Source organism: Telmatospirillum siberiense, from assembly GCF_002845745.1.
Classification (GTDB): domain Bacteria; phylum Pseudomonadota; class Alphaproteobacteria; order Rhodospirillales; family Magnetospirillaceae; genus Telmatospirillum; species Telmatospirillum siberiense.
This window is the reverse complement of the sequence record NZ_PIUM01000029.1, coordinates 38,578-62,216: the sequence shown is the minus strand read 5'-3', so window position 1 is coordinate 62,216 and position 23,639 is coordinate 38,578. Positions and strand designations below refer to the sequence as shown.

17 protein-coding genes are annotated in these 23,639 nt (G+C 64.5%); 16 read left to right on the top strand and 1 reads right to left on the bottom strand.

The window, feature by feature from the left end:
* Positions 1-156: 156 nt before the first annotated feature.
* The 12 genes from CWS72_RS28665 to CWS72_RS20755 all read left to right on the top strand — a co-directional run bounded on the left by CWS72_RS28665 (position 157) and on the right by CWS72_RS20755 (position 11,349).
* Positions 157-282, top strand: a complete 126-nt coding sequence (locus CWS72_RS28665; RefSeq protein ID WP_274540613.1) for a hypothetical protein — start codon at positions 157-159, stop codon at positions 280-282.
* The gene (locus CWS72_RS20805; protein WP_101252561.1) at positions 279-1,025 is read left to right on the top strand and encodes a metal ABC transporter ATP-binding protein; all 747 of its coding nucleotides are present in this window, start codon (positions 279-281) and stop codon (positions 1,023-1,025) included. Before CWS72_RS28665 ends, CWS72_RS20805 begins: the two co-directional genes overlap by 4 nt.
* The gene (locus tag CWS72_RS20800; protein ID WP_101252560.1) at positions 1,022-1,897 is read left to right on the top strand and encodes a metal ABC transporter permease; all 876 of its coding nucleotides are present in this window, start codon (positions 1,022-1,024) and stop codon (positions 1,895-1,897) included. The genes CWS72_RS20805 and CWS72_RS20800 overlap by 4 nt, the downstream gene beginning before the upstream one ends.
* A gap of 272 nt (positions 1,898-2,169) precedes the next feature.
* Positions 2,170-2,943 (top strand): ferredoxin--NADP reductase, encoded by a 774-nt coding sequence (locus CWS72_RS20795; RefSeq protein WP_101252559.1) that lies wholly within the window; start codon positions 2,170-2,172, stop codon positions 2,941-2,943.
* Between the two features lie 234 nt (positions 2,944-3,177).
* Positions 3,178-4,641 carry a 6-hydroxynicotinate reductase gene (locus CWS72_RS20790; RefSeq protein WP_241911829.1) on the top strand — a complete coding sequence of 488 codons (1,464 nt, stop codon included), beginning with the start codon at positions 3,178-3,180 and terminating at the stop codon, positions 4,639-4,641.
* The gene (locus tag CWS72_RS20785; RefSeq protein ID WP_101252557.1) at positions 4,638-5,507 is read left to right on the top strand and encodes a UPF0280 family protein; all 870 of its coding nucleotides are present in this window, start codon (positions 4,638-4,640) and stop codon (positions 5,505-5,507) included. The genes CWS72_RS20790 and CWS72_RS20785 overlap by 4 nt, the downstream gene beginning before the upstream one ends.
* Positions 5,507-6,091: an amino acid synthesis family protein gene (locus tag CWS72_RS20780; protein ID WP_101252556.1), complete on the top strand. Its 585-nt coding sequence runs from the start codon at positions 5,507-5,509 to the stop codon at positions 6,089-6,091. The genes CWS72_RS20785 and CWS72_RS20780 overlap by 1 nt, the downstream gene beginning before the upstream one ends.
* Positions 6,088-6,675, top strand: coding sequence for an amino acid synthesis family protein (locus tag CWS72_RS20775; protein WP_101252555.1), 588 nt, complete (start codon positions 6,088-6,090; stop codon positions 6,673-6,675). The genes CWS72_RS20780 and CWS72_RS20775 overlap by 4 nt, the downstream gene beginning before the upstream one ends.
* A gap of 48 nt (positions 6,676-6,723) precedes the next feature.
* Positions 6,724-7,935 (top strand): ABC transporter substrate-binding protein, encoded by a 1,212-nt coding sequence (locus CWS72_RS20770; RefSeq protein WP_101252554.1) that lies wholly within the window; start codon positions 6,724-6,726, stop codon positions 7,933-7,935.
* Between the two features lie 62 nt (positions 7,936-7,997).
* On the top strand, positions 7,998-9,875 hold the full coding sequence (locus tag CWS72_RS20765) for an ABC transporter permease (protein WP_101252553.1): 1,878 nt from the start codon (positions 7,998-8,000) through the stop codon (positions 9,873-9,875).
* Positions 9,872-10,648, top strand: a complete 777-nt coding sequence (locus tag CWS72_RS20760) for an ABC transporter ATP-binding protein (RefSeq protein ID WP_101252587.1) — start codon at positions 9,872-9,874, stop codon at positions 10,646-10,648. Before CWS72_RS20765 ends, CWS72_RS20760 begins: the two co-directional genes overlap by 4 nt.
* Complete coding sequence (locus CWS72_RS20755) at positions 10,648-11,349, top strand: ABC transporter ATP-binding protein (protein WP_199175847.1); 702 nt, start codon at positions 10,648-10,650, stop codon at positions 11,347-11,349. Before CWS72_RS20760 ends, CWS72_RS20755 begins: the two co-directional genes overlap by 1 nt.
* Before the next feature lie 268 nt (positions 11,350-11,617).
* Here the strand turns inward: CWS72_RS20755 and CWS72_RS20750 are convergent, their stop codons facing one another.
* Positions 11,618-12,814: an amidohydrolase family protein gene (locus CWS72_RS20750; RefSeq protein ID WP_101252551.1), complete on the bottom strand. Its 1,197-nt coding sequence runs from the start codon at positions 12,812-12,814 to the stop codon at positions 11,618-11,620.
* Between the two features lie 254 nt (positions 12,815-13,068).
* Between CWS72_RS20750 and CWS72_RS20745 the strand changes: the two genes are divergently transcribed.
* The 4 genes from CWS72_RS20745 (at position 13,069) to CWS72_RS20730 (ending at position 23,494) form a co-directional block, all read left to right on the top strand.
* Complete coding sequence (locus CWS72_RS20745) at positions 13,069-13,518, top strand: MarR family winged helix-turn-helix transcriptional regulator (protein WP_199175845.1); 450 nt, start codon at positions 13,069-13,071, stop codon at positions 13,516-13,518.
* Positions 13,519-13,865: 347 nt separating this feature from the next.
* Positions 13,866-18,932: a RecQ family ATP-dependent DNA helicase gene (locus CWS72_RS20740; protein WP_199175843.1), complete on the top strand. Its 5,067-nt coding sequence runs from the start codon at positions 13,866-13,868 to the stop codon at positions 18,930-18,932.
* A gap of 471 nt (positions 18,933-19,403) precedes the next feature.
* On the top strand, positions 19,404-19,910 hold the full coding sequence (locus tag CWS72_RS20735) for a (2Fe-2S)-binding protein (RefSeq protein ID WP_101252548.1): 507 nt from the start codon (positions 19,404-19,406) through the stop codon (positions 19,908-19,910).
* Positions 19,907-23,494 (top strand): molybdopterin cofactor-binding domain-containing protein, encoded by a 3,588-nt coding sequence (locus CWS72_RS20730; RefSeq protein WP_199175842.1) that lies wholly within the window; start codon positions 19,907-19,909, stop codon positions 23,492-23,494. Before CWS72_RS20735 ends, CWS72_RS20730 begins: the two co-directional genes overlap by 4 nt.
* Positions 23,495-23,639 lie beyond the last annotated feature (145 nt).

Here is a 23,639-nt window from a genome sequence, read left to right as displayed (position 1 = left end):
TGCGGCTGATGGGGAATGAATTGTTATGTTATAATATAACAATTGGCAAGGGCGCATTCACCCGCCTGCCTTGTACCAAGAACCCGTAGACAGGCAGGCGACAAACTGATTTGTTATAACATAACGTCTGGAGGTGTCATGCATATGGAGCGGCGGATGAACCGTGCCGTGCCGATTGTTTCGCCCATGCTGTGGGGCGCCGGCAGCCGTCTGGCTATCGCTGCTTCGACGGCGGCCGGGCTGTGGCTGGTGGTCGGCTGGGCGCTGGACTGGTGGAAATGACCGAACCGGATCTGGTGTCCCTGCGCGACGTCACCGTCGCCTACGACCGTCACCCCGCCATCCATCACGTGAGCTGCGGTTTCGCCAGGGGCAGCCTGACCGCCATCATAGGTCCCAACGGCGCCGGCAAGAGCACGCTGGTCAAGACCATCGCCGGACTGCTGAAGCCGGCCGAGGGCGCCATGCGCCTGCATGGGGTTTCTCCCAAGGACATCGCCTATCTGCCGCAACTGGCCGGCATCGACGACAGTTTTCCGATTTCGGTGCAGGACGTCGTGCTGTTGGGCCTGTGGCGGCGGACCGGGGCGTTCGGGCGGATCACCCTGGACATGCGCGTCGAGGCATCGAAGGCCTTGTCGACGGTGGGGCTCGACGGGTTCGAGGGACGGGCTTTCGGATCGGTCAGCGCCGGCCAGCGCCAAAGGGTGCTGTTCGCCCGGGTCCTGGTCGCCGACAGCCCCCTGATCCTGCTCGATGAGCCGTTCAGCGCCGTCGATAGCCGGACGACGGCCGATCTGATCCGACTGATCGACCGCTGGCACCGGGAGGGGCGGACGGTTCTCGCCGTATTGCACGATCACGATCAGGTGCGCCGCCATTTTCCGCAAAGCCTGCTGATGGCCCGCGAAGTGGTGGCCGGCGGGCCGACGGAAGAGGTGCTGACCCCGGCCAATCTGCTGCGGGCGCGGGCGATGAGCGAGGCGTGGGACGGCGACGCGGAAGTTTGTCGGGGCGCGGCATGAGCCTTCTCTATGATTGGCTGATCGGCCCCTTCGCCGATTTCGGATTCATGCGGCGCGCCCTGGCCGCCTGTCTCGCCCTTTCCCTCGGCTCGGGCGCGATGGGGGTGTTCCTGGTGCTGCGCCGGATGAGCCTGATCGGCGACACCATGGCCCATTCGGTGCTGCCCGGCGCGGCGATCGGTTTCATGCTGGCTGGCATGTCGCTGCCGGCCATGAGCCTGGGCGGTTTCCTGGCCGGTCTGCTGGTGGCGCTGGCGTCCGGCTTGGTCAGCCGTTTCACGCCTCAGAAGGAGGACGCGAGCTTCGCCTCCTTTTTCATGATTTCCCTGGCGATCGGGGTGCTTCTCGTTTCCACCCACGGCAGCGCCGTCGATCTGATGCATGTCCTGTTCGGCAGCATTCTCGCCGTCGACGATGGGTCGCTGATCCTGATGGCCTCGGTGGCCAGCACGACGCTGATGGTGCTGGCGGTGATTTTCCGGGGTCTGGTGGCGGAATGTTTCGATCCCCTGTATCTGCGGGCGCTAAACGGCAGGGGCGGCCTTTACCATGTGTTGTTCCTGACCCTGGTCGTGCTCAACATGGTGAGCGGCTTCCAGGCCTTGGGCACCCTGATGGCGGTCGGGCTGATGATGCTTCCGGCGACGGCGGCCCGCTTCTGGGTGCGCGAGGTCTGGTCGCTGATCTGTCTGGCGACCCTCGTGGCGTTCGTTTCCGGCTATATCGGCCTGGTGCTGTCCTATCAGTTCAATTGGCCGTCGGGTCCGGCCATTGTATTGGTGGCGGGGGCTCTCTATCTGTTGTCCCTGGCGATCGGTCCTCGGGACGGCATCCTGCTTCCCCTGCTGGTCAGACGCCATCTGCGATCGTGACGACCGCGGAGCCCCGGTGTGAAGCCGGGGGGCTTCCGCCCCTGCCGGGGGTGGGAGACACGTTCCTCCTTCAACGAGCGTCTCCATTCGTTCCGCCGCGTCATGGCGACCGCCCAATTAATATGTATACATATGATATGAGCGGGATACCTCCAATAATTTTGGCGGTTTTCTTGGGTAACTACATCTATTGACATAGATTGTATTTATGCGTACACGCATTTAGATGCCGCGACTGGGGTGCGGCGCAACGATCTTGCCAGAGGAAGAAGATGAGCAGTATCCGCCATGAAACGGTCCTGTCGGTCCATCACTGGACGGACGATCTTTTCAGTTTCACCACCACCCGCGACCGCTCCTTCCGTTTCCGGAGCGGGCAGTTTGTGATGATCGGGCTTCCGGTCGACGGCCGTCCCCTGCTCAGGGCCTACAGCATGGCCAGCGCCAATTACGAGGAAACCCTCGAATTTTTCAGCATCAAGGTGCCGGACGGGCCGCTGACCTCGCGCCTCCAGCATCTGCGCGAAGGCGATGAGATCCTGGTCGGCGCCAAGGCGACCGGGACCCTGCTGCTCGACAATTTGACCGCCGGCCGCAACCTCTATCTGCTGGGCACCGGCACGGGCCTCGCCCCCTTTCTCAGCGTGCTCAAGGATCCGGAAACCTATGAGCGGTTCGAGAAAGTGGTCCTGGTGCATGGTTGCCGTCAGGTGGCCGAACTGGCCTACCATGATCTGCTCACGCGCGAACTGCCGGAAAATGAATTTTTCGGCGAGACGGTGCGGGAAAAGCTGATTTATTACCCGACGGTCACCCGCGAGACCTTCCGCAACCAGGGGCGCATCACCGATCTGATGGCCAGCGGCAAGCTTTTCGCCGATGTCGGTCTGCCGCCGCTCAACGCCGCCGACGATCGCTTCATGCTGTGCGGCAGTCCGGCCATGTTGCGCGACACCCAGCGCCTGCTGGAGGAGGCCGGTCTGAGCGAAGGCAGCAGCTCGGATCCCGCCGAATATGTGATCGAGAAGGCCTTCGTCGAACAGTAATAGCGGCGCCCCTCATGCGCCCTTGGCGCCGCGCCGAACAACCTGCGATGAGCGCGGCTCATCGCAGGTTGTTTGCTTTCGGGCCGTGATGTCCGGATATTCTGCATAAAAAATAGTCTCTTTTAAAAGAGTCTTATTTTTGTGCATGCATCTTGTTTTTGTGCGTACACATATGATATTCCTGTCGTCGGGCCGTTTCTCCGGGCCGGGCTTCAGGGATCAGGGAGATCTGTGGTGAGTGACATCATCAACTGCGACGCTTGCCCGGTATTGTGCCGGATCCGCGAGGGCCGCGGCGGCGCTTGCGATCGCTATGCCAATGTCGGCGGGGAGCTGGTTCGTGTCGATCCTTTGATTGTACTCCAACGAACCATGGAGGCCGACGGCGACGCTGTTCCTTTCCTCGAACGGGAATGGGACGCCCAGGCGGCCGAGGACGGCCGGCAGTTCGTCACCGGCATCGGCGCCGCCACCACCTATCCCGATTACAAACCGGCCCCTTTCATCGTTGCCAGCACCCATGAGGGCGTCGACATGGTGACCGTGGTCACCGAAGGCATCTTCAGCTATTGCGGCGTCAAGGTGAAGGTCGACACCGACCGTTTCCTCGGGCCGGAAGGCGCCGTGGTGCGCCGCGACGGCGAGGCGGTCGGTCACGTCACCACCGGGGAATACGGCTCGCAGATGCTGTCCCTGGGCGGCGTCCATCATCTGACCGGCGGCAGCAAGGCCGAGGGGAGGCAGACCTGCCGGACCCTGCTGGAGCTGTCCAACCGTCAGGCGGTGGAGCTGGTCATCGACGGCGGGGCCCGCGTGCTGGTGCAGGCCGGCCGTCCGCCGGTGGTCAATGACGTGCCCGAGGACCGCATGCGGGTCGGCTGCGGTTCGGCCACCATCGGCATCTTCGCCAAGCAGTGGGCCGGGCTGGTCGACGAGGTGGTGGTGGTGGACGACCATATCACCGGCGTGCTGACCGAACATAAGGCCGGCCGCTATCTGGGCCTGCCGGAAAGCGGCGTGGTCCTCCGCGGCCGGCGGTCCACCCCGGGGCGCTACTTCCAGGTGGCCGATCCCGGCACCGGCTGGGGCGGCACCGACATCACCGAGCCCCTGTCGATCATCGAGCGCTTCGACGCCAGATATGCCCGCCCGGGCCTGCGTCTCCTGATGGTCAGCACCACCGGCGAGCATTCCGGCTATTACCTGCTGGATGACGCCCTGATCCCGGTTCCCGCGCCGATGCCCGACGCGGTGGCGGCCACGGTCGAAAGGATCCGGGAAAACTGCGAGCCGGCGTTGTGCACCGTTCTGTTCATCGCCGGCGCCGGAGGCTCGCTGCGCGCCGGGGTGACGGAAAATCCGGTGCTGCTCACCCAGTCCGTCAAGAAGGGGCTGACCCATGTGACCTGCGGGGGCGCGCCCACCTATGTCTGGCCGGGCGGCGGCATCACCTTCATGGTGGACGTCACCTTGCTGCCGAAGAACGCTTTCGGCTCGGTGCCGACGCCGGCCCTGGTGGCGCCCGTCGAATTCACCATGCGCCTCGACGACTATGTCGCCATGGGCGGCCATGCCGGCAACGTCGTCAGGGCCGGGCAACTGGAGCTGCTGGACCGCCGGAAGGTGCTCGCCTGGCCCTCCGGCAATCCGTGGCCGATGGCGTCCCACCACTACGCCTGGGGAGGGCGGCCCGGATGACGGCGCGGGCCACGCTTCTCGCCGACCGCCGGCGGCTGCATCTGCAGCACGGCCCCATCGATCTGGTGGTCGAGGCCTTCGGCGAACCGGCCGAGGTGGCGCGCGCCTATGTCCAGGCGGAAGCCCGTTTTCATCCCATTCTGCCGGTTTTGGCGGCACAGCTGCCTATTCTGCGGTCGTTCGCCCGTCCCGGCCTGCCGGTGGACGGCGCCGTCGCCCGGGCCATGCTGGGGGCCGTGCTGCCCCTGGCCGACCACTTCATCACTCCGATGGCGGCGGTGGCCGGCGCGGTCGCCGACCATGTGCTGGCGGCCATGCTGGACGGACGCCGGCTGTCGCGCGCCTATGTCAACAACGGCGGCGACATCGCCTTTCACCTGGCGTCCGGCCGGTCCTTCCGCATCGGCGTGGTCAGCCGGATCGATGGCGGGGCGGTGGATGCCCATGCGGTGATTGGGGCCGCCCAGCCGGTTCGCGGCATCGCCACCAGTGGTGCCGGCGGGCGCAGTTTTTCCCTTGGTATCGCCGATTCGGTGACGGTGCTGGGGCGCAACGCCGCGGAGGCCGACGCCGCGGCCACCGTCATCGCCAATGCCGTCGATCTTCCCGGACATCCGGCGGTCAGCCGCCGGCCGGCCAGGGATCTCGATCCCGACAGCGACCTGGGCGACCGTTCGGTCACCGTGGCGGTCGGTCCGCTGGACGAGGCGGATTGCCGCCGGGCAATCGCCGCCGGTGTGGAAAAGGCAAGGATATTGCTTCGGCGGGGGCTGATCGGTGGCGCGAAGCTGTCCTTGCGGGGCGTGGTCGAGGTCGTCGGCGGCGGTGTCTTTCTGCCGTCGGACGAAAGAGCGGAGTGCGCGTGATGAACAATATCGAGATCCGCAAGGTGGTGACACTCGCCGAGGAGATCTATCACGAGGGCGGTCCGCCGCCGGACGAACCGCTGCGGCGGGCGGCCATCCTGACGGTGATCCGCAATCCCTTCGCCGGGCGCTTCGTCGAGGATATCGCCTGGTTCATGAAGGATCTGGAACCCCTGGGCGCCGACATGGCGCGCCGGCTGGTGCTGATGTTGGGGGGCGGGCCCGCCACCATCCAGGGCTATGGCAAGGGCGCCATCGTCGGTTCGGCCGGCGAACTGGAGCATGGCGCCCTTTGGCATGTACCGGGGGGCTACGCCATGCGCGACGCCCTGGGCGAGGCCAAGGCCATCGTGCCCTCCACCAAGAAGGTGGGCGGGGTGGGGGCCAGACTCGACGTGCCGCTGACCCATGTCAACGCTTCCTACGTGCGCAGTCATTTCGACGCCATGGAGGTGGGGGTTGCCGACGGACCGCGGGCCGATGAGATCGTTTTGGTGCTGGTCATGTCCACCGGCGCCAGGATCCATCACAGGCTGGGCGGCCTGGCCGCTTCGGAAATTCAGGGAAAGGACGGGTTGCGATGAGCAAGGCGAAGATCCGCAAGATCGTGGTCACCGTCGAGGAAACCCATCGCGAGATGGATCGTCCGGTGGTTCCTGCCACCCGCAAGGCGGTGGCCGCCGCGGTAATCGAGAACCCTTTCGCCGGGGCCTATCACGAAAATCTCGACCTGCTGATCGAAATAGGCGAGGAATTGGGCGGTCTTCTGGGCCAGCGGGCGGTGGCGGCCCTGGGCATTACCCCCGCCCAGGCGCAAAGTTATGGCAAGGCGGCCGCCGTTGGTGAAAATGGCGAGCTTGAGCACGCCGCCGCCCTGCTGCATCCCAAGCTGGGCGCTCCCTTGCGCAAGGCGGTGGAAAAGGGCGCGGCCCTGGTACCGTCGTCGAAAAAGCGCGGCGGGCCGGGCGTGGCGCTCGACATTCCCCTGGGCCACAAGGATGCGGCTTTCGTGCGCAGCCATTTCGACGGCGCCGAGATCCGCATCTCCGACGCCCCCCGGGCCAACGAGATCGTCATCGCCGTGGCGGTGACCGACAGCGGCCGTCCGCTGCCCCGCATCGGGGGGCTGGCGGCCGAGGATATCAAGGGTGAGGACGGTTTGCGTTAAACAAGCCTTGTGACCAACGACTTAAAAAAGCGTGAAGGAACAGCGCGCATGGCAATCAGATCCGTATCCGCAGCATTGGGCGCGATGGGCGTCGTGGCCTCCTGCCTGTTTTCAGGTCCCGGCCGGGCGGCCGAGCCGATCAAGGTCGGCGAGATCAACAGCTATTCAACCCTGCCGGCCTTCACCTTGCCTTATCGCAACGGCTGGCAGATGGCGCTTGAGGAAATCAACGCGGCGGGCGGCATCAACGGCCGCCCCGTCGAGGTGATCTCGCGCGACGACAACGGCAAGCCGGGCGACGCGGTGACGGTGGCCAACGAACTGCTGTCGCGTGAAAACGTCAGCCTGCTGATGGGAACCTTCTTCTCCCACATCGGTCTCGCCGTGTCGGACGTCGCCAAGCAGCGCAAGGTGCTGTTCGTCGCCGCCGAGCCCCTGACCGACGCCATGACCATGGAGCAGGGGCATCGCTACACCTTCCGTCTGCGGCCGCCGACCCGTCCGCAGGTCGCCGTGCTGGTGGAGGAGGCCGCCAAGCTTCCGGCCAAGCGCTGGGCCACCGTCGCCCCCAACTATGAATACGGTCAAAGCTCGGTGGCCGTCTTCAAGGCCATGCTGTCGGCCAGGCGGCCCGATATCCAATGGGTCGACGAGCAATGGCCCGCCCAGGGCAAGATCGACGCGGGGGCCACCGTCCAGGCCCTGGCCCGCGCCCAGCCCGAGGCCATCTTCAACGTGACCTTCGGTCCCGATCTCATCAAGCTGATCCGCGAGGGCAACACCCGCGGTCTGTTCGAGGGCAAGGCGGTGGTCAGCATGCTGACCGGCGAGCCGGAATATCTCGATCCGCTGGGAGCCGAAACGGTGCCGGGCTGGATCATCACCGGCTATCCGGCGGCGCAGATCGATACGCCCGAGCATAAGGCGTTCCTCAAGGCCTATCAGGCCAAGTATGGCGAATTGCCCAAGCTGGGCTCGATCGTCGGCTATTCCACCATGAAATCGGTGGCGGCCATCCTGGCCAAGGCCGGCAGCACCGATACGGAAAAGCTGGTGGCCGCCGCCGCCGGGGTGAAGGTGGCGACGCCGTTCGGCGAAATCACCTACCGGCCCGAGGATCACCAGTCGACACTGGGCCTGTTCGTCGGCAAGACCGCCGTCAAGGACGGCAAGGGCGTGATGGTGGATTGGACTTATAAGAGGGGCGAGGACTACCTGCCGGGCCTCGCCGAGGTCAAGGCCCGTCGTCCGGCCGACTGAAACTGTTTTGGTGGACGAGGCGGACCCATCCTCCAATCCTTTACCGAGCAGAGGCGCTCTCCATGGAATTCCTGTTCTCCCAGTTCTTGACCGGTTTGGCGAGCGCCTCGTCTCTTTTCCTCGTCGCCTCGGGGCTGTCCATCATCTTCGGCGTCAGCCGCATCGTGAACTTCGCCCATGGCTCGCTCTATATGCTGGGGGCCTATATCGCCTACAGCCTGGTGGAACATTCGGGCCTGGGCGGCGGCAATTTCTGGATCGCCCTGCCGGTCGCGGCATTGGGCGTGGCGCTGCTCGGGCTGCTGCTGGAAGTGACCCTGCTGCGCAAGATCTACCATGCACCCGAGCTGCTGCAGCTTCTGGCCACCTTCGGCGTGGTGCTGGTGGTGCAGGACGCGGTTCTGATGATCTGGGGGCCTGAGGATCTGCTGGGGCCGCGTGCGCCCGGCCTCGCAGGGGCGGTGCGCCTCTTCCATCAGGCCATTCCCCAATATGATCTGTTCCTTATTTCCCTCGGGCCCGTGGTGCTGGCCCTGCTGTGGCTGCTGTTCCATCGGACCCATTGGGGCACGCTGGTGCGCGCCGCCACCCATGACCGCGACATGGTGGCGGCGCTGGGGGTCAATCAGGCCTCGCTGTTCACCGGCGTCTTCACCCTGGGCGCCCTGCTGGCCGGCCTGGGCGGCGCCCTGCAATTGCCGCGCGGCGCGGTCAGCCACGCGATGGATCTGCAGATCATCGTCGAGGTCTTCGTCGTGGTCGTCATCGGCGGGCTGGGCAACGTCTTCGGCGCCTTCCTGGCGGCCATCATCATCGGGGAACTGAACGCCTTCGGCATCCTGGTGTTTCCGCAGATGACCCTGGTGCTGACCTTCCTCGCCATGGCGGTCATCCTGGTGGTGCGTCCATGGGGACTGCGCGGTAAGCCGCAAAGTCTGGCGCACGGCGCCGCCGTGGCCGGCGGCCGGGTCCTGCGCCGGTTGCCGCCGGCCGCCGGCAAGGCTTTCCTGCTGGTGGCCGTCCTGCTGCTGGCGTTGCCCTGGCTGGGGAGCGGCTATGCGCTCAACGTCGCCACCGAAATGGCCATCTATGCCCTGTTCGCCGCCAGCCTGCATCTGCTGAGCGGCATCGGCGGCATGGTCTCCTTCGGGCATGCCGCCTATTTCGGCCTGGGGTCCTACGGCGCGGCCCTGGCGGCCAAGAGCCTGGGCCTGCCGATGGAACTGGCGCTGCTGGCCGGACCGCTGACCGGCGCCCTGGGCGCCCTGGTCTATGGATGGTTCTGCGTGCGGCTTTCCGGGGTCTATCTGTCCATGCTGACCCTGGCCTTCGCCCAGATCACCTACGCCGTGGCCTTCCAATGGTCGAGCCTGACCGGCGGGGACAACGGCATCCTCGGGGTGTGGCCGTCCCATTGGGCGTCGGGTCCGGTCGCCTTCTACTACCTGACCCTGGTCGTCTGCGGCGGCTCGATCCTGATTTTGCGCCATATCGTCTTCTCGCCCTTCGGCTATACCCTGCGGGCCTGCCGCGATTCGGAGATCCGCGCCGACGCCATCGGCATCGATGCGCGCCATCACCGCTGGCTGGCCTTCATCCTGTGCGGTTTCTTCGCCGGATTGGCCGGCGGGCTGTTCGCGTTCTTCAAGGGCAGCGTCTTTCCGGACAGCGCCTCCATCGGCACCTCGGTGGACGGCCTGGTGATGGTCCTGCTGGGCGGCATCCAGACCCTGACCGGCCCGGTGGTGGGGGCGGTGATCTACACGGCGCTGCGCATCTTCGTCAGCACCTACACCGACTACTGGCGGGCGGTCATCGGCGTGGTGATCATTCTGCTGGTGGTGGCCTTCCCGCAGGGCATCGTCGCCTGGACGGCGGACCGCTTCCAGGCGTGGCGGGCGATCCGGCCGGCCGTCAAGACCAAGGAGAAAGCCGCATGATCACCTTTTCCGTCCGGGGTCTGCGCAAATCCTACGGTGGCGTTCCGGCGGTCCGGGAGATGGACCTGGATCTGCGGCCGGGCGAGATCCTCGCCCTGATCGGCCCCAATGGCGCCGGCAAGAGCACCTGTTTCAACATGATGACCGGGCAGGTCGTTCCCGACGCCGGCAGCATCCGGCTGTTCGGGCGCGAACTGATCGGGCTGAAGCCTCGCCAGATCTGGCGCCTGGGAGTCGGGCGCACCTTCCAGATCACCGCCACCTTCGCCTCGCTGACCGTCCTGGAAAATCTCCAGCTCGCGCTGATTTCGCACCATCACCGCATCCGCGCCCTGCTGGCCCGCGCCGGCTCCCTCTATCGCGACGAGGCGCTGGCCCTGCTGCGGCTGGTCGGCATGGAGCCGCAGGCCGACCGGCCCTGCAGCATCCTGGCCTATGGCGATCTCAAAAGGGTGGAACTGGCGCTGGCCCTGACCAACGATCCGAAACTGCTGCTGATGGATGAGCCGACGGCCGGCATGGCCCCGCGCGAGCGGATCGAGCTGATGCGCCTGGTGGCCCGCATCGTCGGCGAGCGGAACATCTGCATGCTGTTCACCGAGCATGACATGGATGTGGTGTTCGCCCACGCCACATCCATCATGGTTCTGAACAGGGGGCGGCTGGTGACCCGGGGCAGTCCGGGGGAGGTCCGCGACAATGCCGAGGTTCAGGCCATCTATCTGGGCAGCGGCGCCGTCTATGACGCCGACGCCGTGAAAGGGGTGGCGTGATGCTGGCGGTGAAATCCCTCTGCGGCTACTACGGCCAGGCGCAGATCCTGAACGATGTCTCGCTGGATGCGATGCAGGGCGAGGTGGTGGCGCTGATCGGGCGCAACGGCGCCGGAAAATCCACCACGCTGAAGGCCGTCATCGGCCTGGAGGCGCGGCGAAAGGGCTCGGTGATCTTCGACGGCTGCGAGGTGATCGGTAAGCCGACCCATGAGATCGTCCGCATGGGGCTGGGCTATGTGCCCGAGGAACGGCGGATCTTTTCGGATCTGACGGTGGAGGAGAATTTGGCGGTCGGGCGCCGCCCGCCCCGTCCCTATACGCCGCAATGGACTCCGGAGACGCTTTACGCCCTGTTTCCCAACCTGGCCGAGGCGCGCAAGCGGCCGGGAGGGCGGATGAGCGGGGGCGAGCAGCAGATGCTGACCATCGCCCGCAGCCTGATGGGCAATCCGATGATGCTGATGCTGGACGAGCCCTCCGAAGGCCTGTCGCCCAAGATCGTCGAGCAGATGGCGTCGGCCATTCTGCGGATGAAGGCGGAGGGTCTGGGCATCGTGGTCTGCGAGCAGAACCTGCATTTCGCCAAATTGATCAGCGATCGCGCCTATATCATCGAGAAGGGCGAGATCCGTTATGGCGGCACCATGGCCGAACTGGCCGCCGACGACGAGGTGCGCAACACCTATCTGGCGGTGTGATGCCCAGGGCAATACCACGGTTGTCCGGCACAGTTTGTGCGTCGCCTCTATTTGAGTGGTGAGCACAACCCAAAACCGTCATTGCCGGACGTGATCCGGCAATCCATGGTTGTGCGGACCGACCGACGTCATTGGAAGCGGCACGTGGATGCCCGGATCAAGTCCGGGCATGACGACCTTTGGTAGATAAACCGGGCGTAATTTTTCCTGAATGTCGAGGGTAAAATCGTGCCGGACAGTCGCGGGGCGATCCCCTGATCCGGCCTGTTCACACCAGGGTGGGAATGGTTTCCGCCGGCGGCGTGTTGCGGCTGCGTCCGCTGCGCACCAGGCCGTCGATGATGGTCATGCCGACGCCCGGAATGTCGCCCAGATGGACGCTTTCCAGAATGGTTTTGCCGGCACTGTGCTGGGCCCTGTCCATCAGGACGAAATCGGCCGAGCGTCCGGGAGCGATCAGCCCGCAATCCAGTTTGTGGATGCGGGCGGTGTTGCCGGTGGCGAGGCAGAAGGCGATTTCGGCCGGAATCTCGCCCAGGCTCGACAGCATGGCGATGGTGCGCAGAATGCCGAGCGGCTGCACGCCCGATCCGGCGGGGCCGTCGGTGCCCAGGATGACCCTGTCCATCTGGTCGAGTTCGCGGGCGGCGTGCAGCGCCACCAGGGCGGCGCGCTGATTGCCGTTGTGCACGATCTCGATGGCGCGCTTGCAGCTTTCGCACAGGCAGCGGATTTGTCCGTCCGGCAGGGCGGTGTGCCCGCCGTTGATATGGCCGATGACGTCGGCGTCGGCCTCGAGAATGACATCCTTGTCGATCAGGCCTGAGCCCGGAATGGACGGGCCGCCGGTATGGATGGTGCTGATGATGCCGTATTTGCGGGCCCAGGCCACCATGGTCTTGGCCTCGTCGCCGGCCTTGACACTGCCCAGCCCGACCTCGCCCAGCAGCCTGACCCCGGCCTTGGACAGTTCCGCGAAGTCGCTTTCCTCCATGCCCCGCTCGATGACCGGGGCGCCGGCATGGACCTTGACGCCGCTCGGCCGGAAATTGTCGAAGCAACGCTGGGCCGTGACGGCCAGGGCCTTCAGGCCCACCAGATCCTTGGGGCGGCCGGGCAGATGGACTTCGCCGGCCGAGATCATCGAGGTGACGCCGCCGTGCAGCGAGCTGTCGATCCATCCCGTCTGGTTTTGCCGGGGTGTCCAGTCCCCGAACACCGGATGGACATGGCTGTCGATCAATCCGGGGGCCACGGTGGTGCCGTGGGCATCCACGATGGTGGTGGCGCCTTCCTGGTCGACGTCTCCGGCCTTGCCGACGGCGGTGATCACGCCGTTCTCGGCGACGATGGTGTCTGCGTCGAGGATCGGATCGGCCAGATCGCCGCTGAGGAGCAGGCCGATGCCGCGGATCACCAGTTTCTGCTTGCCGCCCGATGGCGCGCTTGGAGACGCATCGCCCATGAGACCTCCAGAAATGTTTGTCTACATATGAAAAACTTTAGGGAAATCCAAGGATGATTTCCAGATGATTCGCGGCATGAACAAATGTGTTTGTCACTTTTTTCATATGTAAGCATATGGAAATGGCGGACCTCTTCGAGGATTCCGGTGGTTGGCCGGGCGTGGTAAACTCCCAGCAACCGGAGAATTGTTGACGGACGACCGGTCAAGCGCATACACACAAATTAAATGATGGAATGCGGGAGGGCGCGGAAATGGCGAACCAGTCTTTGCGGCAGCGTTTGGGCGCCCGGCGGCCCTACGTCCTGGACGAACAGGTCGGCTTCATTCTGCGCCAGGTCTATCAACGCCATGCCGCCCTGTTCATGTCGGTGGTGGGCGAAGACCTGACCACCACCCAATGGGCGGCGTTGTCGCGCCTGCATCAGAACGGGCCCTGCTCGCAGAATCTGCTGGGACGTCATACCGCCATGGACGCCTCGACCATCAAGGGGGTGATCGACCGCTTGCAGGCGCGGGGGCTGGTCGAGCGTCTGGCCGATCCCGAGGACGGCCGGCGCCTGCTGGTCCAGCTTACCGAAGCCGGTCGCGAGGTGGTGTCGCGGACCCTGCCGCTGGCCCAGTTGGTCACCGAACAGACGCTGGCGCCCCTGAACCTGGAGGAGCGGCAGACCCTGTTGGACTGCTTGGCCAAACTGATTTAGGGCCTGGGGCGGAATTACCGAACCAGGCCCTCTAGTCTTACTGCGTCACAGAAGGTTTGACGGGTTGGACACCTCTAAATGCCCGCGTCCGCGCCGTAGGGCGCGGAACTTCCTCCGTTGAGCCTTATGACAAGACTCGGTCGTGTCAACATTTTTTAAAGCAATGACAACAGGTCCTCTATCGGCAAAGATAAGAGCTATGAGGATCCCCGGCTGCTGGCGTGCAGCCCAGGCGCCTCGAAGAAGGATTTCCACGAGCGGAGATTACTGCGGCAGTGGGGAGTGTCCTCGAGAAACAAACGGAGACAAAGGACGCTTTACTCCATTGTCTCTCAATTGACCTGGAAGTGAGCGTTCGCGACGCCCGGATTCACCGGTTCGCCGCCGTATGGGGCGATACTGCCCAGTCGCTGGTGTTTCCATTCGCGAAGAAATGCCCTTTGCCGGAGGCCCTGACGAGGCTGGATGACTTTGCGGAAACCGCTCAGTTTCTTCTCGGTCACAATATTGTCGCTTTCGATGTGCCGCACCTTGCCGCGGCCATGCCCCGGATGCAGCTTCTTGGCAAGCCGCTGGTCGATACGCTACGTCTCAATCCACTGGCCTTTCCCCGCAATCCTTATCACCACCTGGTAAAACACTACCAAGATGGTCAATTGAAACGTGGCCGGATCAATGACCCGGAACTCGATGCGCGGCTGACGCTCGAGGTCTTCCGCGATCAGAGGAAGGCCTTCGTCAATCTGGCCGAGCGCTCGCCCGATTTGGCGCTGGCATGGCATTGGTTGGTGACGCTGGAGCCCAAGCCCTCGGCGCTCGACTTGCTGTTCTCCACCATCCGCCGGCAGGGTCGTCCGACGGACGCGGAAGCGAAGCAAGCCATAGTCCGGTTGCTGCAGGGACAGGCCTGCCAGACCCACACGCAAGCGATCCTTGCCGATCTTAGTCGGGGAGGGTGGCCCCTCGCTTACGCGCTGGCTTGGCTTTCCGTTGCCGGCGGCAACTCGGTAATGCCCCCTTGGGTCCGCCACCAGTTTCCCGAGGCCGGGCATATCGTCCGACGGCTTCGCGATGTCGCCTGCGACGCCCCCGACTGCCAATGGTGTACAGAACGGCATAACCCGCGAAGGGAACTCCACCGCTGGTTCGGCTTCGATGCCTTCCGGCCTGAGCCACGGGACAAAGACGGCCGGTCCTTGCAGGAAAACATCGTCCATGCGGCCATGAGCGGGGGCCATGTCCTCGGAATCCTGCCAACCGGAACTGGCAAGTCCCTCTGTTACCAGATTCCGGCCTTGTCGCGTTACGATAAAATCGGCGCCCTGACCATCGTGATTTCTCCCTTGGTCGCTCTGATGGCTGACCAGGTCGCCGGTCTCGAGGCGCGCAATATTACCTGCTGCGCCGCCATCAATGGCCTGCTGTCGATGCCCGAGCGTTCCGACATCCTGGATCGGGTGCGGCTTGGGGATATCGGAATTTTGATCGTTTCTCCTGAGCAGCTGCGCAATCGCACCGTTCGCCGAGTCATTGGGCAGCGGGAAATCGGCGCCTGGGTGCTCGATGAGGCCCATTGCATTTCCAAGTGGGGCCAGGATTTCAGGCCCGATTATCGTTATGTCGGGCGCTTCATCAAAGAGAAGGCTGGCGACGACCCTGTACCGCCGGTTCTCTGCCTCACCGCCACGGCAAAGCCGGATGTCATCGAAGACATTGTCGGCCATTTCCGGGCCAAGGTCGGCATTGAGCTGAAAGTCTTCGACGGCGGCGCCAAGCGGAACAATCTTGACTTCGACGTCATCCCGACCACCACCGCCGAAAAATTTGCGCATGCTCATCAGGTGCTGATGAGCACACTTCCTCCGGACATGCCAGGCGGGGCGATTGTCTACTGCTCGACCAGAGCCAAGACCGAGGAGATGGCCGAATTCCTAACGGCCAAGGGCTTGGCGGCAGGCTTTTTCCACGCCGGCATGGCCCCTGAATCAAAGAAAAGCGTTCAACAGCGCTTTGTCGGCGGCGAACTGCGAGTGATCGCCGCGACCAATGCCTTTGGCATGGGTATCGATAAGCCCGATGTGCGACTCGTCATTCATGCCGATATTCCCGGCTCCCTCGAAAACTACCTTCAAGAGGCAGGGCGTGCCGGCCGGGACCGGGAGGCGGCCCGATGCGTGCTCCTCTATACGCAAGAGGATGTCGAATGGCAGTTCGGCATGTCCGCGCGGTCCCGGCTGAGCCAGTCGGAAATTCAAGTGATTCTGAAGTCGCTGCGGAACCTAGACCGCAAGAAGAAGTTGGGGGGCGAATTGATCGCCACGCCTGCTGAGATTCTTGCAGAAGACACGGAAGGAGTTTTCGAAAGGGATTCGGCCACGGACGATACGCGGGTCCGCACAGCGCTTTCTTGGCTTGAGGAGGCGAAGCTGCTGAGCCGCGAAGAGAACAGTGTCCAAGTCTTCCCGTCCTCGTTGCGTGTGGCCTCTGTAGAAGAGGCCGAGACCAAGCTGGCGGCCATGTCGATGGCTCCGGACTATCGACGTCAGCTACTGTCGCTGGTGCGTGCGCTCGTCGTGGCTGACCCTGATGACGGCATTTCCACTGACGAGTTGATGGGGGTGTCGCGGCTGAGTGCCGAAAAAGTGCGGACGGCATTGTACGACCTCGAACGGCTGGGAATCGCCAGCAATGACACAGCGTTGACGGCCTTCGTCCATGTTGCCGTCGAGCGCTCGTCGATGCAAAGGCTGGAAGAGGCGGATGCACTGGAAACGGCGCTGATCCAAGAACTTCGCTTCGCCGCTCCGGAAATGGACAAAGGTGAGTCGTCAGTGCTCCATCTGCGCCACGCTGCCCAGCGGCTGAAGGACGACGGCTGTACGAATGTGCTGCCTGAGAAGCTATGGCGGATCATCCGAAGTCTGGCCTCCGACGGGCGGACCGAGGGCAGCGGCGCGGGCAGCCTCCGCCTTCGGCGCCTTGACGCCGAGTCAGTCGAAATCCGCCTCGGGCGAGGGTGGGACGCGATCGTCAAGACGGCCCAGATGCGCCGTACTGCGGCCCAGCTCCTATTGGGTCATCTGTCCGGCTGCCTGCCGACTGGCGCGCGTGGCACCGACCTGCTGGCAGAAACCACTTTGGGCAAACTCTTGGCGGCGATGCAAGGCGATCTCTTGCTGAAGGCCGAAACGAAAGATCCGCAGAAGCTGTGTGACCGTGCGCTGCTTTGGTTGCACGAGCAGGAGGTGATCCGCCTTAATAAGGGCTTGGCGGTCTTTCGTCCGGCGATGACGATTCGCCTGGATGCGGACCGCCGCAGCTTCGTAAAGGCCGATTTCACGCCGTTGAAGCTACACTACGACGAACAGGTCGTGCAAATTCACGTCATGGCGGAGTACGCGCAGCGTGGCCTGAAGGCGATGGTCGAGGCGCTGCAACTGACGATGGACTATTTTAGCCTGGGTCGGGATACCTTTCTGCACCGATGGCTTCCATCCTCCGACAAAGAGTTGGCCCGACAAACCACACCAGATTCTTGGCGCACCATCGTGGAGCGGTTGGACAACCCGATTCAGCAGCGCATCGTGGCTGATGACCGCGAAATGACCAACGTCCTGGTTCTGGCAGGGCCGGGGGCCGGCAAGACTCGGGTCTTGGTCCACCGCATCGCCTATCTGGTCCGTGTGAAGCGGGAGAACCCGTACGGAATCATCGCGCTCGCCTACAACCGTCACGCGGCGGTGGAAATACGCAAGCGTCTAGCCCAGCTCATCGGCGATGACGCGAAAGGAGTCACCGTGCTGACCTGTCACGGGCTTGCCATGCGGCTGGCAGGGGCGAGTTTCGCTCAACGCGGGGACAGGGTCGGCAGCGAAGAGTTCAGGAAGATCATCGAAGATGCGGTGGCTCTCCTTAAGGGAGAGGGGCTCCCGCCCGAAGAGGCCGATGAGCAACGAGACCGCCTGTTGGCGGGGTTTCGTTGGGTGCTGGTCGACGAGTACCAGGATATTGGTCCCGAACAGTATCGGCTGATTTCTGCCTTAAGCGGTCGAACACTCCGCGATGACGATAGCCGCCTCAGTCTCTTTGCCGTCGGCGATGACGATCAGAACGTGTACGCGTTCAACGGGGCGTCGGTGGAATTCATTCGCTGTTTCGAGGCTGACTACCGTGCCAAACCGGCGTTCCTAACGGAGAATTATCGCTCGACAAGCCATATCATCGATGCGGCCAATCTGGTGATTGAACCGGCCGCCAGCCGCATGAAGGCCAAGTACCCGATCACCGTTGACCGGGCGCGACGGAAGCTGCCCCTTGGTGGCGATTGGCAAGCCAAGGACCAAGTGAGCCAGGGCCGCGTGCAAGTCATTCCAGCGAGCAATGACATGGCCGTGCAGGCTATCGTGGTTATGAGCGAGTTTCGCCGCCTGGCTGCGCTCGATGATCAATGGGACTGGAGCAAATGTGCGGTCATTGCGCGCGAATGGAAGTTCCTAGACCCATTGCGCACCTACTGTGAACTCAACGCGATCCCGGTACAGCTGGCGGACGAGGATACAGCACCAGTTTGGCAGCTGCGCGAAACCCGCGCCCTGGTTTTTTGGTTGCGCAAAACCAAGCTGGTGACGCCGACTGCCATGACCGAATGGATTCGGGCACGGCCGGAAGGGCCTTGGTGGACGCTCTTGCATGACGCCGTCGACGCCTATTCCCTGGAAACCGGCGGCGCGGAGCTGCCCTCAGGCCATTTTATCGAGTGGTTAGCCGAATGGGGCCGGGACGTGCGCCGCCGGCAGACGGGCCTGCTTCTCCTCACCGCCCATCGGTCCAAGGGGCTTGAATTCGATCACGTGGCGGTGCTCGACGGCGGGTGGGAAAAAACCGGTAAGAACGAAGACAGGGACTCGGCGCGCCGGCTTTTTTACGTCGCCATGACGCGGGCGCGAAAAACACTGATGCTCGCCCGGTTCGATGCGGGGCACGTCCTGATCGATACGCTGCCCAAGAAGCCATGCCTATTACGCCGGGAACGAGCGCACTTGGCGGAACCGGCGCCCGAAATGGCAAGGCGCTACCAACGGCTAACCCTAGAGGATGTGGACATCGGCTTTTCCGGCCGGCAACCCGAGGGAGCGAATATCCACGCCACGATCTGCCGATTGCAGCCGGGGGCGCCGTTGCGTGCCTACGAAACCAATGGCCGCTGGATGCTGGCGGACCCCAAAGGCCTTATCGTCGGGCGATTGGCACGCTCATTCAGCCCGCCTTCGGGTATGGCCTGTATCGAGGCTCGTGTGGTGGCGATCGTCGAGCGGCGGCGAAGCGACACTGATGAGAAATATCTTGATAGGTTGCAGTGTGAACAGTGGGAAGTCATTCTTCCGGAACTGACCTTCGCTCCAGTGGGGCCTTAGGCTCTGGGCCGAAACAATCGCTCCAGAGCCTAAGGGTTTATATGATGCCTGCGCCTCCGGCTTCGGCCGGCTCAGGCGCCGCTCGGGCTTAAGGGCTTGGAGCGATAATTTCGCCCCAAGCCCTTAAGCAGGAGACCGACCAATTTAGTGTAATGTCCGCTCTCCGGAACTGATGCTAACCCAAAGAAAGTCCATGAAGGGCGCCAACCAGTCAAAATCTCAGTGACGCGGTACTAGCCCGAGCGGCGCCTCTCGCCCGCCGACAGTGGGGCGGAGGCGTCATATCAAACCTCGGAGCCTCTTGCTCTTCAGTCGTAAGCTTAAAAAACAGGCATTACCTCAACAGGTCCAAATTTTGTGCATTTGGGGCTTGCGAGGCCCTCCACGGTTTCCCACATTGTTTGTATACGCATTATTTCGCGACCGCCGCTCGGTCGTCGGCGGACAGCGTGGGGGGTGAGGCGGCGCCTTATGGAAAGAACCTTCGAGCTTCGGGTGAACGGCCGTATCCATGCGATAACGGCCGATCCGGCGACGCCGCTGCTTTACATTTTGCGCAATGATCTGGCCCTCAACGGACCGAAATTCGGCTGCGGCCTTGGCGAGTGCGGCGCCTGTACGGTGCTGATCGAGGGGATGGCGGCGCGGGCCTGCGTCATTCCCGTCTCCGGCGCGGCGGGGCGGGAGGTGACCACCCTCGAAGGTCTGGGCGGCGCCCGGTCCCTCCATCCGGTCCAGCAGGCTTTCATCGACGAGCAGGCCGCCCAGTGCGGCTATTGCGTGAACGGCATGATCATGACCGCCAAGGCCTTCCTGGACCGGATCGCCCATCCCAGCGAGGCGCAGATCCGCGACGCCCTCAGATACAATCTTTGCCGCTGCGGCACCCATGTCGAGATCCTGCGCGCCGTTCAGCGGGCGGCCCGGCTGCTGGACATGGCGGATGCCGGCGCCGAGCCAACGGAGGCCGAACGATGAGCCCGATTCCCTCGCTGGCCGGGATGACGCCGGCCGACCTTCTGGAGGCCGAGGACGTGCTGGTGATCTGGCGGCCCCGCCCCCTGCCCGATGGCGGCGAGGGCGCTCCCGAGATATTTCTCGCCCTGTCGGCCGGTGGCGAGGTGGTGGCCTTTCACGGCCATGTCGACCTGGGCACCGGCATTCGTACCGCCCTGGCGCAGATCGCCGCCGAGGAACTGGACGTCGCCTTCGGGCGGTTGCGCATGGTGCTGGGCCATAGCGACCGCACTCCCGATCAGGGGCCGACCATCGCCAGCGCCACCATTCAGGTGACCGCCGATCCCTTGCGCCGGGCCTCCGCCCAGGCTCGTCAGGCCCTGGTCGCGCTGGCCGGCGAATGGCTGGGGTTGCCGGTCGAGGCGCTGATGGTCGAGGACGGGGTGGTGCGGGGCGGGGACGGCGCCAACCAGCGGGTCTCCTACGCCGATCTGCTGGTCGGCCGGCGTCTTTATCTGCGGCTGGCCGACCGGGTGCCGGTCAAGGCCGTCGATGATTACAAGGTGGTGGGAACCTCGGTGCCGCGAATCGACATTCCGGCCAAGGTCACCGGCGGCTTGACCTTCGTTCATGACCTGCGGATCGCCGGCATGGCCCATGGGCGGGTGGTGCTGCCCCCTTACGCCGGTATCGACAGCGGCCCCTTCGTCGGGACCAGCCTGATCGGCGCCGACCCGTCGTCCATTGCCCATATTCCGGGAATCCTGGGGGTCGTCGTGCAGGGCGATTTCGTCGGCGTGGTGGCCGAGCGCGAGGAGAACGCCGTGCGCGGGGCGGCCGAATTGCGGGTCGAGTGGAAGCCGGTCCCCCGGCTGACCGGTCTCGACGATCTGGCCGGCGCCATCCGCGCCAATCCGGCGACGTCCCGCCGCCTGCTGGACAAGGGAAACGTCGACCGGGCATTGGCCGAAGCCGCCGTCAGCGTCAGCCGCAGCTATGTCTGGCCCTATCAGATGCATGCCTCCATCGGCCCCTCCTGTTCGGTGGCCGATCTCCGGGACGGCAGGCTGACGGTGTGGTCGGGGACCCAGAATCCGTTGTGGCTGCGCCGCGACCTGGCTTTGCTGATGGATCTTCCCGAGGAGGCGGTGGTCGTCGAACGGCTGGAGGCGGCCGGCTGCTATGGCCGCAACTGCGCCGACGACGTGGGGGGCTACGCCGCGCTGCTGTCGCGGGCGGTGGGTCGGCCGGTGCGGGTGCAACTCTCGCGTGAGCAGGAGCATGAGTGGGAACCGAAGGGCAGCGCCCAGGTGATGGATGTGCGGGGTGGGCTTGACGGGGAGGGGCGGGTGGCCGCCTACGACTTCGAGACGCGCTATCCGTCCAATGGCGCGCCCATGCTGGCGTTGCTGCTGACCGGTGTGGTGGCGCCGGTCCCCGAGGTGCTTCAGATGGGCGACCGCACCTCGATCGCCCCTTATGACTACGCCAATATGCGGGTGGTGGTCCATGACATGCCGCCCATCGTCCGCGCTTCCTGGATCCGCGGCGTTTCGGCCCTTCCCAACAGTTTCGCCCACGACTCCTTCATCGACGAAATGGCCGCCGAAGCGGGGGTCGATCCCGTCGCATTCCGCCTGCGCCATCTCGACGACGCGCGGGCCGTCGATCTGATCCATCAGGTGGCCGAACGGGCCGGGTGGCAGCCGCACGTCACTTTTGGGACCCATGGCGGCGAGGGGGATGTCCGGCATGGCCGGGGCTTCGCCTATGCCGTCTATGTGCATAGCCGATTTCCGGGGTTCCCGGCGGCTTGGTCGGCCTGGGTCGCCGACGTGGACGTGAACCTGTCCACCGGCGAGGTGGCGGTGACCAAGGTGACCGTTGGCCAGGACAGCGGACTGATGATCAATCCCGACGGGGTGCGCCACCAGATCGAGGGCAATGTGATCCAGTCGACCAGCCGGGTGCTCAAGGAGCAGGTGACCTTCGACGAGGGACGGGTGGTCGACCGCGAATGGGGCGGCTATCCCATCCTGACGTTCCCCGAGGTGCCCGCCATCCAGGTGGTGACGCCGCCGCGCCGCGAGGAGCCGTCGCGGGGAGCCGGCGAGTCGGCTTCGGTGCCCAGCGCCGCCGCCATCGCCAATGCCATTTACGACGCCACGGGAGTGCGCTTCCGCGAGCCGCCCTTCACGCCGGAACGGGTGCGCGCCGAATTGGCCCGTCATGGGTTGGGGGCCGCCGAGCCGCCCTCCCTGCCGGCACCCGCGCGACGGAGGCTGGGCTGGTGGAGGGCGCTGACGGCGGCGGTGAGCGGAGCGCTGGGCGTGGTGACGCTGGCCATGCCGTTGCGGGGCGCTATCGATCTCGTCGAGCGGCCCGATCCTTCCCTGTGGTCGCCGGCCACTATCGAGCGGGGGCGGATTTTGGCGGCGGCCGGCGATTGCGTTGTTTGCCATACCGGCGCCGACGGCCCCCCCTATGCCGGCGGCCGGCCGTTGGAAACCCCCTTCGGGGTGATCCACAGCGGCAATATCACCCCCGACGTCGAAACCGGGATCGGCGGCTGGTCCTTCACCGCCTTCGAGCGGGCCATGCGCCAGGGCATCGGCCGGGACGGCCGGCATCTCTACCCGGCCTTCCCCTACACGGCCTATGCCCGCATCAATGACGCCGACATGCAGGCGCTCTACGCCTATCTGATGTCGCTGGCTCCGGTTCATGCCCCGGTGCCCGGGAACAGTCTGGCCTTTCCCTTCAACCTGCGTCCACTGCTGGCCGGCTGGAACGCCCTGTTTCACCGGCCGGCGCAATTCCGGCCCGATCCGGTCCGCTCCGCCGAATGGAACCGTGGCGCTTATCTGGTCGAGGGATTGGGACACTGCGGCGCCTGCCACACGCCGCGCAACCTGCTGGGGGCGGAAAAAGAGGGGGCGTCGAAATTCGCCGGCGCCATGGTGGATGGCTGGGAGGCGCCGCCGCTCCTCGCCGCGACCCATGCGCCGCAATCCTGGACGGCCGAGGATCTCTACGACTATCTGCGTTCGGGCTTCTCGCCCCGCCATGGCGTGGCGGCCGGTCCGATGGCCCCAGTGGTGGCGGAACTCTCCCATCTGCCCGATGCCGACATCCGCGCGATGGCCATTTATCTGGCCTCCCTTACCACGCCGTCGGGCATTACTCCGGCGAATGGCCCGCCGGCGGCGTCTCTCGTCGCCACGGCGCTCTTGGCCGGCCCCGCCTCACGGCTTTTCGAGGGAGCCTGCGCCGCCTGCCATCACGATGGGGGAGGCTCCCGGCTGTTCGGCGTGATGCCGTCGCTGGCCAACAACAGCAATCTGCATTCCACGCGGCCCGATAACCTGATCCAGGTCATTTTGCGCGGCATTCAAAGTCCGGCGCGGGGCGAACTGGGGTATATGCCGGGTTATGAGGGAAGCCTGACCGACGCCCAGATCGCCGATCTGGTCGGCTATCTCAGGGCCCGTTTCGCCCCAAGCAAGCCGGCCTGGACCGGAATCGAAGAAACGCTCGCCCGGCTGCGTGCGGCGCCCCCTGCTCCGAACGCCCGCCTGACTGTTACGAAGATCAACAGCCGCTGATGGTTGTCGCGACAATTGTTGCGATGCGTTGAGTTTCCATTTACATTTTTTTTGAGCAGTCCATGGCGTTTTTCGCTTAAATCAGGGGACGGCGTGTTGAGCTCGTGGGGGATCTGAATCGCCGATGACGTCGATCGTGTCAGCT

Coding starts and splice junctions, on each gene's coding strand:
- CWS72_RS28665 (WP_274540613.1), top strand. CDS start 157: ATGAACCGTGCCGTGCCGATTGTTTCGCCCATGCTGTGGGGCGCCGGC.
- CWS72_RS20805 (WP_101252561.1), top strand. CDS start 279: ATGACCGAACCGGATCTGGTGTCCCTGCGCGACGTCACCGTCGCCTAC.
- CWS72_RS20800 (WP_101252560.1), top strand. CDS start 1,022: ATGAGCCTTCTCTATGATTGGCTGATCGGCCCCTTCGCCGATTTCGGA.
- CWS72_RS20795 (WP_101252559.1), top strand. CDS start 2,170: ATGAGCAGTATCCGCCATGAAACGGTCCTGTCGGTCCATCACTGGACG.
- CWS72_RS20785 (WP_101252557.1), top strand. CDS start 4,638: ATGACGGCGCGGGCCACGCTTCTCGCCGACCGCCGGCGGCTGCATCTG.
- CWS72_RS20780 (WP_101252556.1), top strand. CDS start 5,507: ATGAACAATATCGAGATCCGCAAGGTGGTGACACTCGCCGAGGAGATC.
- CWS72_RS20775 (WP_101252555.1), top strand. CDS start 6,088: ATGAGCAAGGCGAAGATCCGCAAGATCGTGGTCACCGTCGAGGAAACC.
- CWS72_RS20770 (WP_101252554.1), top strand. CDS start 6,724: ATGGCAATCAGATCCGTATCCGCAGCATTGGGCGCGATGGGCGTCGTG.
- CWS72_RS20765 (WP_101252553.1), top strand. CDS start 7,998: ATGGAATTCCTGTTCTCCCAGTTCTTGACCGGTTTGGCGAGCGCCTCG.
- CWS72_RS20760 (WP_101252587.1), top strand. CDS start 9,872: ATGATCACCTTTTCCGTCCGGGGTCTGCGCAAATCCTACGGTGGCGTT.
- CWS72_RS20755 (WP_199175847.1), top strand. CDS start 10,648: ATGCTGGCGGTGAAATCCCTCTGCGGCTACTACGGCCAGGCGCAGATC.
- CWS72_RS20750 (WP_101252551.1), bottom strand. CDS start 12,814: ATGGGCGATGCGTCTCCAAGCGCGCCATCGGGCGGCAAGCAGAAACTG.
- CWS72_RS20745 (WP_199175845.1), top strand. CDS start 13,069: ATGGCGAACCAGTCTTTGCGGCAGCGTTTGGGCGCCCGGCGGCCCTAC.
- CWS72_RS20735 (WP_101252548.1), top strand. CDS start 19,404: ATGGAAAGAACCTTCGAGCTTCGGGTGAACGGCCGTATCCATGCGATA.
- CWS72_RS20730 (WP_199175842.1), top strand. CDS start 19,907: ATGAGCCCGATTCCCTCGCTGGCCGGGATGACGCCGGCCGACCTTCTG.